Below are 6,695 nucleotides of genomic sequence, written 5' to 3'. Positions count from 1 at the left end.
GGGCGGGGCTGTGGTGCCTGGTGATCGGGTCCAGTGCCGCCGCGGCCATCGTCGTGACGCTGCGCACGCTGTGCGATGAGACCACCGCCCGTGCGGCCGCCCCGTTCGTCGCGGTCGCACCGACCGCCATCTGGATCGCCGTCTCAGCCGATGCCTACTACGCGGGCGTCGCCGCGTGGGGTATCACCCTGCTCGCACTGGCCACCCGCAACCGGCGCCCCGCGCTCACCGGCGCCGGCGCGGGGCTCCTGCTGGGTTGGGGCATCTTCCTCAACTACGGCCTCGGCTTGATGGCGATACCGGCGGTCGCGGTGCTCTGCACCGCACCTAGCCGGCGCGTGGTGACCCGAGTGCTGCTGCCCGCGGTCGGCGCCACGCTGGCGGTGGTCGGCGCGTTCGCTGCCACGGGATTCTGGTGGATCGACGGTTACATCTTGGTGCAGCAACGGTATTGGCAGGGTATCGCCACGAACCGGCCGTTCCAGTACTGGTCGTGGGCCAACCTGGCATCAGTGGTGTGCGCCATCGGGCTCGGCAGCGTCGCCGGGCTGAGCCTCGCCTTCAACCGAGCCGCGCTGCGGCGGCGCAGCGGCCTGCACCTGCTGGTGCTGGCTTCGTTGGTAGCCATCATGTGCGCGGACCTGAGCATGCTGAGCAAGGCTGAGACCGAACGGATCTGGCTGCCGTTCACCGTCTGGCTGACCGCCGCGGGCGCCCTGCTGCCGGCGCGATCACGACGCTGGTGGCTGGTCGCCAACGTCGTCGGCGCTCTTGCTCTCAACCACCTGATTATGACGAACTGGTAGAAACCGCCGACCCACCAGATAACCGGGCACACACGCCCACACCACCGCGATCGAAATCCACAGTCCAGCATGGTAATCCCGATCGAGAACGGTGGCGTTGTCCAGAGACGCCCCGGGTTTGTCGAACACCGGGATGGCGAGCAGCACCAGCACCACCGTGCACAACGCGGCCACCGCGCCGGGTGCCTGCCACACCGTCGGCAGCACCCGGCGAGACGAAAGACCCATCGCCGCGCACAGTGGCGCGAACACCACATCATGGAGCGCCACCGCCACCAACGCCCAGACCACGATGCGCATGATGATCACCGGTGGGTTCTCCGACACCAGGACCGCGCCGTAACCGGCAAGGGCCAGACCGGACATGAACAGCAGCACCCTCATGGCAGCACCTCGATCCGGGACAGCCATTTGGTCTGCAGCACTCCGGGCCGCGACGGTGCAATGAGCCGGCACGGATAGCCGTGATCGGGATGTAGCGTGTCGCCGTTGAGTTTCAGCGCGATCAGGGTCTGGCCGTCGTGAGCATGCCCGGCCGGGAGCACGGTGCGCGAATACGGCCCGGGTGGCTCCAATGACACCATCCGCACATCGGCGTCGCGGGACCCTCCGACCATGGCGATCAGGTCCGCCAGCACCACACCGGTCCATGCGGCGTCGGCGCTCCAACCCTCGACGCAGGCGATCGGCAGATGGAAGGTCTGCTGCGGCAGGGCGTTCAGCTCGGACACCGAAAAGGCGCGGCTGAGCGCACCGTTGGTCACCGTCAAGCGGTACTGCGGTGAGGCCGCGGTCTGCAGCACGCCAGCTGCAACCGCGGTTCGGTTCACCGGAATACCTTGTGGCCCTTGGCCGGAGCGCGGCGCGAGAACCGACATCCGGCGCAGCCACGGTACGGTCTGGCCGGCCGTGGCCACGGTCGCTGCCGCGACCGCCAATCCGGTGCCGCGCAGTACCGTGCGCCGGGTCGGGCCGACCGCGGCGGTGGACAGTTCGTCGAGCGGTTCGCCGAGAGCGCGTCGGATCACCGGCAGCTTGACCGCGAGGTGCACTAGTACCGCGCCCGCCGCGAGGTAGGCCACTGCGTAATGCGTTGTGGTGAAGAAGAATCGGAACACGTACCACTGCGCAATGTTCAACAACCCGGTGGACAGCTCGAACAAGATCGCCCCGACGAGCACCAGGATCGACAGGCGCTCCAGCTGCCGCGTGAGGCCACCGATAATCGGGCGTTCAAACAGCTTGGGCCACACCGACCACAGCTTTACGACCGTCAGCGGGATAGCGGCGATACCCGAAGCGACATGGAGTCCCTGGGTCACCCGGTACAGCCACGCCGGGTGCGCGGGCCAGTAGAACCAGGGTTGCGGATGCTGGATGAGGTGACTGACCAGACCGGTCAGGAAGCACACGCCGACGGCGATGCCGAGCATCATGCCGACCCGCGCGGTCACCGCGGTGCTACGCAGTCCCGACGCATTCATCGCTGGGCCAGACTGGCGAGCATCCGGTCGCCGACCGGATGCATGTCCAGTACCGTCAGGCCGGCGTCACCGGCGACGCGTTCCGCGCTGTCCACCCCCACCGTGGCCCACCGGAACCACGGTCCGACCGTCCGCGACGATTCCAGCCGCACCCACTGCGTCTTGACTCCGCATGGGGCCGAGTCGAATTCGGCGATGCACGATCCGCCGCGCCGGAGCAGGTCGGCGGCGCGGCGCAGCACCCGGATCGGGTCACCACCGAGCCCGACGTTGCCGTCGGCCAGCAGTACCGTCTGCCACCGGCCGGTGCCGGGGAGCGGGTCGAACACATCGCGGCGCAATGCCGGGGCGCCGCTGCGCCGCGCGAGTTCCACGGCGGTGGCGGACTGGTCCACGCCCAGGGCTGGCACACCGCGCCGGATGAGATCGGCTACCAATCGGCCCGGGCCGCAGCCCAAGTCGATGGTCGGCCCGTGGCACAGGGCCAGCACCGCCCGGTCGAACTGCCGGTCCGCACGGCGACCGCCCAGCCAGTTGTGTACCGGCAACCGCTGGCGGGTGCCGTCGTCATGCCGGATCCAGCACCGCTCACCTACCAGGGCACGCTCATAGAGGTTCCCGAACATGTCACGCCTCGATCGCGGCGGTCAGCCGCCGGAATCGGCTATCGGCCGAGCACACACGCTGCACGGCGGCGATGTCATCGACGACGTCCACGTCAGTCAGCTTGGTCACCAGGCCCACGGACAGTCCGGCTGACGCCAGCGCGTGCAACGTCAGCGCACCCGTATCAGGTTGCGACATCGGTACGGTGCGCAAGCAATCGGCGCCAAGTATGTTGCGCAGCCCGAGCAACCACCAACCACCATCGCTGGCCGGCCCTAGCACCGCGTCCGTGCGCAGCAGACGGCGGGCGCAGTCGGCGAGCAGTGTCGCGCTGATCTGCGGGGTGTCCATGCCGATCTGCACCACGGGGTAGCCGGCGGCGGCTGCGTCGTGGTGGGCGTTGGCCAACCGGTCACCGAAATCTTGTCCGCGCTGCGGTATCACGGTGAACGTGGCGAGCCGTTCCCGAATTTCTGCGGCCGCCCGCGCCGCGCCCACGTCTCCCGTCATGGCCACCACGCGCGAGGCCACGGGTGCGGCCGCGACCGCATCCAGCGTGTCCAGCAGTGCCGCGGCCGCGACGTCGGCTGCACCGCCAACCCCCAGATCGGGCGCCAATCTCGTCTTGGCCAGCCCGGGTACCGGCGCCTTGGCCATTACCAGGACGGTCACCGGAATCGTCATGAGAGGACTCGCCAAAAATCCAGTGCAGCATGGAAACTGCCGCGCAATGAGCCGCTCACCTTCGATCGGCCGCCGGTGCGCGGGCCGTAGCTAACATCGCTTTCGGCCACCTGCCAACCGACCTGCGCGGCGCGCACCAACAGTTCCAGCGGATACCCGCACCGCCGGTCGCGCACGTCAAGTTCCACAAGCGCGTCGCGGCGCGCCACCCGCATCGGCGCGATATCGTAAACCGCAAGGCGATACTTCCTCCGTAGCCGCCAGCAGATCACTGCGGTGCCCAGCCGGGCGTGCCACGGCCACCGCAGTCCGGGCACCGCGCGGCGCCGCCCGACGGCCAGATCGGCACCGCGATCCACAGCCTCAACCAGGTATGGCAACGACCGCGGGTCCAAGGACCCGTCGGCGTCGAGCACCGCGATGGTGGGTGTCCGCGCCGCCAGCACCCCGGCGTGGACCGCGGCGCCGTAGCCGGGTTGACATTCGGTGACTACCTCGGCGCCGTGCGCCCGCGCCACCGCTGCGGTGCCGTCGGTGCTGTTGTTGTCGACCACCAGCGCGCGGTACCCGTCGGGTAGGGCGGCCAGGATCGCGGGCAGTGACTCCGCCTCGTTTAAACAGGGCAGGATCACTGTGATCGCAGTGCTGGACATAACCCGACCGTAAGGCGCAGCGGGCGCCCTCGCCAGGGTGCAATGATGACGAATTCGTGACATAGGTGCTGGTAGGGGCCAGGTAACGGGCTATCGGCCGACTACGCTGTCTGGTGTGACGAGGGTTTTGATCGCCGACGACGATCCGATCGTGCGGGATGTCGTGCGCCGGTATCTGGAGCGCGACGGCCACGACGTCAGTACTGCACGCGACGGCCACGAGGCATTGACGCTGCTGGATTCGCAGCACATCGACATGGCGGTGCTGGACGTGATGATGCCCGGACCGGACGGGCTGACGCTGTGCCGCAGCATGCGCCGCGGCGACGGGTACGGACTGCCGGTGATCCTGTTGACCGCGCTCGGCGAGGAGGACGACCGGATCGCCGGTCTGGAGGCCGGTGCCGATGACTATCTCACCAAACCGTTCAGTCCGCGTGAACTCGCGCTCCGTGTTCGTTCCGTGCTGCGCCGCACGCCGGCGCGCGCGGTCGTTGAACCGCTGGAGATCACCACCGGCGCGCTGCAGATATCGACCGCCGCGCACGCGGTGACCGTCAACGGTGCCGCGGTGAGCCTGACCAACCGCGAATTCGATCTGATTGTCTTCCTGCTCACCCATCCAGACACCGTCTACTCGCGTGAGCAGCTGCTGAAACTGGTGTGGCAGTGGGACTTCGGCGATCTGTCGACAGTGACGGTGCACATCAAACGCCTGCGCGCCAAACTCGGTGACGCACACCGGATTCAGACGGTGTGGGGTCGCGGCTACATGTGGGGAGGAGATCATGCAGGCGACTGATCTGTGGGAAATCATCGGCTGGGCATTGGCCTGCTCGGTGCCGGTGGTGATCACCGGCGCCGTGCTCATCCGGCTCGCCCGATCCTGGTCACTGGCGGTCAGCATGGTGGCGCTCGTGCTGATTCCCACCCTGGCCACCTTCACCGGGGTCTTGGGAGCCAGCGGTTTCATGATCACCGAGACCTTCGAACGGATTGCGGTGGTATTGGTGATCGTCGCGGTGGTGACCATTCCAGCTGCGGTCATGTTGGCCCGCTACCAAGCCCGCCGCACCGTGTGGGAGCAGGAGATTCGCGCATCCGAACGCGCCGCTGAACAGTCCCGGCGCCGGCTGGTGGCGTTCGTCAGCCACGACCTGCGCACCCCGCTGGCGGGCATCCGCGCGGTATCCGAAGCGATCTCCGACGGTGTTGTGGATACCGCAGAGGTGCGTGCCCACGCCAAACACATTGAACAGGAATCGATTCGGTTGTCCGAGATGGTCGATGACCTTTTCGAGATGTCGAAGATCAATGCCGGCGCAGTGCAACCGGCGCACGACACCGTCGCACTCGACGAAGTCGTCGATGATGTATTGGCTGCGCACCGGATCGCCGCAGAGCGCGCCGGGGTGCAGTTGGCGGCCCAGCTGCCGGCTGAACCTGTCCGGGTGATCGGCAGCGACCGGGCGCTGGTGCGGGTGCTTTCCAACCTGGTGGCCAACGCCATCGCCCACACCCCCGAAGGCGGACGCGTCGAACTGACGCTGGGCCGCGACGCCGACGGCGCCTGGGCCCGCGTCGACGACACCGGTGTCGGCATTGATGAGGCGGATCTAGCCAGAGTGTTCGACGTCGCCTACCGCGGCTCGAACGGCCGTGTGCCGCGGGCAGATTCATCGCTGCCAAGCGGCTCAGGTCTGGGACTGGCCATCGCCGCGGGCCTTGTACAGGCCCACCGCGGCACCCTCTCGGCGCACAACCTCGACAACGGAGCGCGCTTCGAGGTGCGGCTACCACTTGCCGACGGCGCATGAAGGCCCCCGTATCACGCCGGGGCCTCCTCGGGCTCGCGGCCGCAGCAGGCCTGGGCGTAAGCCAAGCGTCGTTCGCCACGGCTGCTCCCAGCCCACCCGGTCCCATTCGGGCTGTTGCATTCGACGCTTTCACCGTGTTCGACCGCCGCGCGGTCGATGCCGCCGCCGAGGACGTATTTCCCGGCACGGGAACCACATTGATCGACACCTGGCGTACCCGGCAATTCGAATACACCTGGCTACGCACCTTGACAGGCACGTACACCAACTTCTGGACGATCACCCAAGACGCACTCGAATTCGCCGTACAGCAGTCCGGTCTGCAACTCAGCCCCGCCGGTCGCGAACAGCTGATGAACTCATGGCTCCAACTGACACCCTGGCCAGAAGCCCCGGCCGCGCTGCACGCGCTCAAAGAGAGCGGACTACACCTCGCGTTCCTGTCCGACGCCACCACCACCATGCTCGACTCCTGGGTCACGAACGCCGAACTCGAAGGGGTGTTCGACCCACACCTAAGCCTCGATCCGTGGATCGACCCTGTTGAAGGTGTCTCGGGACTGATCTTTGCCGTGCTGTGGGTGGTGGGCAGCCTGTAGCCGCTGGTCTGCCCAGCTTTTCCTGTGATGTTCGGTCGGGCCTTTC

General features: G+C 67.5%; 8 protein-coding genes and 1 pseudogene. 4 read left to right on the top strand and 5 right to left on the bottom strand.

The genetic code is table 11. From position 1 onward, the window contains the following. Positions 1-806: pseudogene (locus tag E0T84_RS31255) on the top strand (hypothetical protein); the annotation flags it as partial. Here the strand turns inward: E0T84_RS31255 and E0T84_RS31250 are convergent. The 5 genes from E0T84_RS31250 to E0T84_RS31230 are packed head-to-tail and all read right to left on the bottom strand — an operon-like array spanning position 732 to position 4,233. Further along, on the bottom strand, positions 732-1,190 hold the full coding sequence (locus tag E0T84_RS31250; RefSeq protein WP_016343857.1) for a hypothetical protein: 459 nt from the start codon (positions 1,188-1,190) through the stop codon (positions 732-734). The pseudogene E0T84_RS31255 and the gene E0T84_RS31250 overlap by 75 nt on opposite strands. Continuing rightward, entirely contained in the window at positions 1,187-2,290 is a 1,104-nt protein-coding gene (locus E0T84_RS31245) for a molybdopterin-dependent oxidoreductase (protein ID WP_016343856.1), read from the bottom strand. The genes E0T84_RS31250 and E0T84_RS31245 overlap by 4 nt, the downstream gene beginning before the upstream one ends. Next, positions 2,287-2,916, bottom strand: a complete 630-nt coding sequence (locus E0T84_RS31240; RefSeq protein ID WP_016343855.1) for a class I SAM-dependent methyltransferase — start codon at positions 2,914-2,916, stop codon at positions 2,287-2,289. The genes E0T84_RS31245 and E0T84_RS31240 overlap by 4 nt, the downstream gene beginning before the upstream one ends. Position 2,917: 1 nt before the next feature. Next, positions 2,918-3,580 carry a TIGR04282 family arsenosugar biosynthesis glycosyltransferase gene (locus tag E0T84_RS31235; protein WP_016343854.1) on the bottom strand — a complete coding sequence of 221 codons (663 nt, stop codon included), beginning with the start codon at positions 3,578-3,580 and terminating at the stop codon, positions 2,918-2,920. Further along, positions 3,577-4,233 carry a glycosyltransferase family 2 protein gene (locus tag E0T84_RS31230; RefSeq protein ID WP_029374074.1) on the bottom strand — a complete coding sequence of 219 codons (657 nt, stop codon included), beginning with the start codon at positions 4,231-4,233 and terminating at the stop codon, positions 3,577-3,579. Before E0T84_RS31230 ends, E0T84_RS31235 begins: the two co-directional genes overlap by 4 nt. Before the next feature lie 115 nt (positions 4,234-4,348). On the opposite strand from E0T84_RS31230, the gene E0T84_RS31225 reads away from it, so the two are divergent. The 3 genes from E0T84_RS31225 to E0T84_RS31215 all read left to right on the top strand — a co-directional run bounded on the left by E0T84_RS31225 (position 4,349) and on the right by E0T84_RS31215 (position 6,649). Next, on the top strand, positions 4,349-5,035 hold the full coding sequence (locus E0T84_RS31225; RefSeq protein WP_016343852.1) for a response regulator transcription factor: 687 nt from the start codon (positions 4,349-4,351) through the stop codon (positions 5,033-5,035). Further along, positions 5,022-6,050: a cell wall metabolism sensor histidine kinase WalK gene (locus tag E0T84_RS31220; RefSeq protein WP_016343851.1), complete on the top strand. Its 1,029-nt coding sequence runs from the start codon at positions 5,022-5,024 to the stop codon at positions 6,048-6,050. Before E0T84_RS31225 ends, E0T84_RS31220 begins: the two co-directional genes overlap by 14 nt. Before the next feature lie 134 nt (positions 6,051-6,184). After that, positions 6,185-6,649: a hypothetical protein gene (locus E0T84_RS31215; RefSeq protein WP_138746401.1), complete on the top strand. Its 465-nt coding sequence runs from the start codon at positions 6,185-6,187 to the stop codon at positions 6,647-6,649. Positions 6,650-6,695: the final 46 nt, after the last annotated feature.

Source organism: Mycobacterium sp. DBP42 (genome assembly GCF_005924235.1).
Lineage (GTDB): Bacteria > Actinomycetota > Actinomycetes > Mycobacteriales > Mycobacteriaceae > Mycobacterium > Mycobacterium syngnathidarum.
The sequence above is the reverse complement of the archived record's forward strand: the minus strand, read 5'-3'. Positions and strand labels throughout refer to the sequence as shown.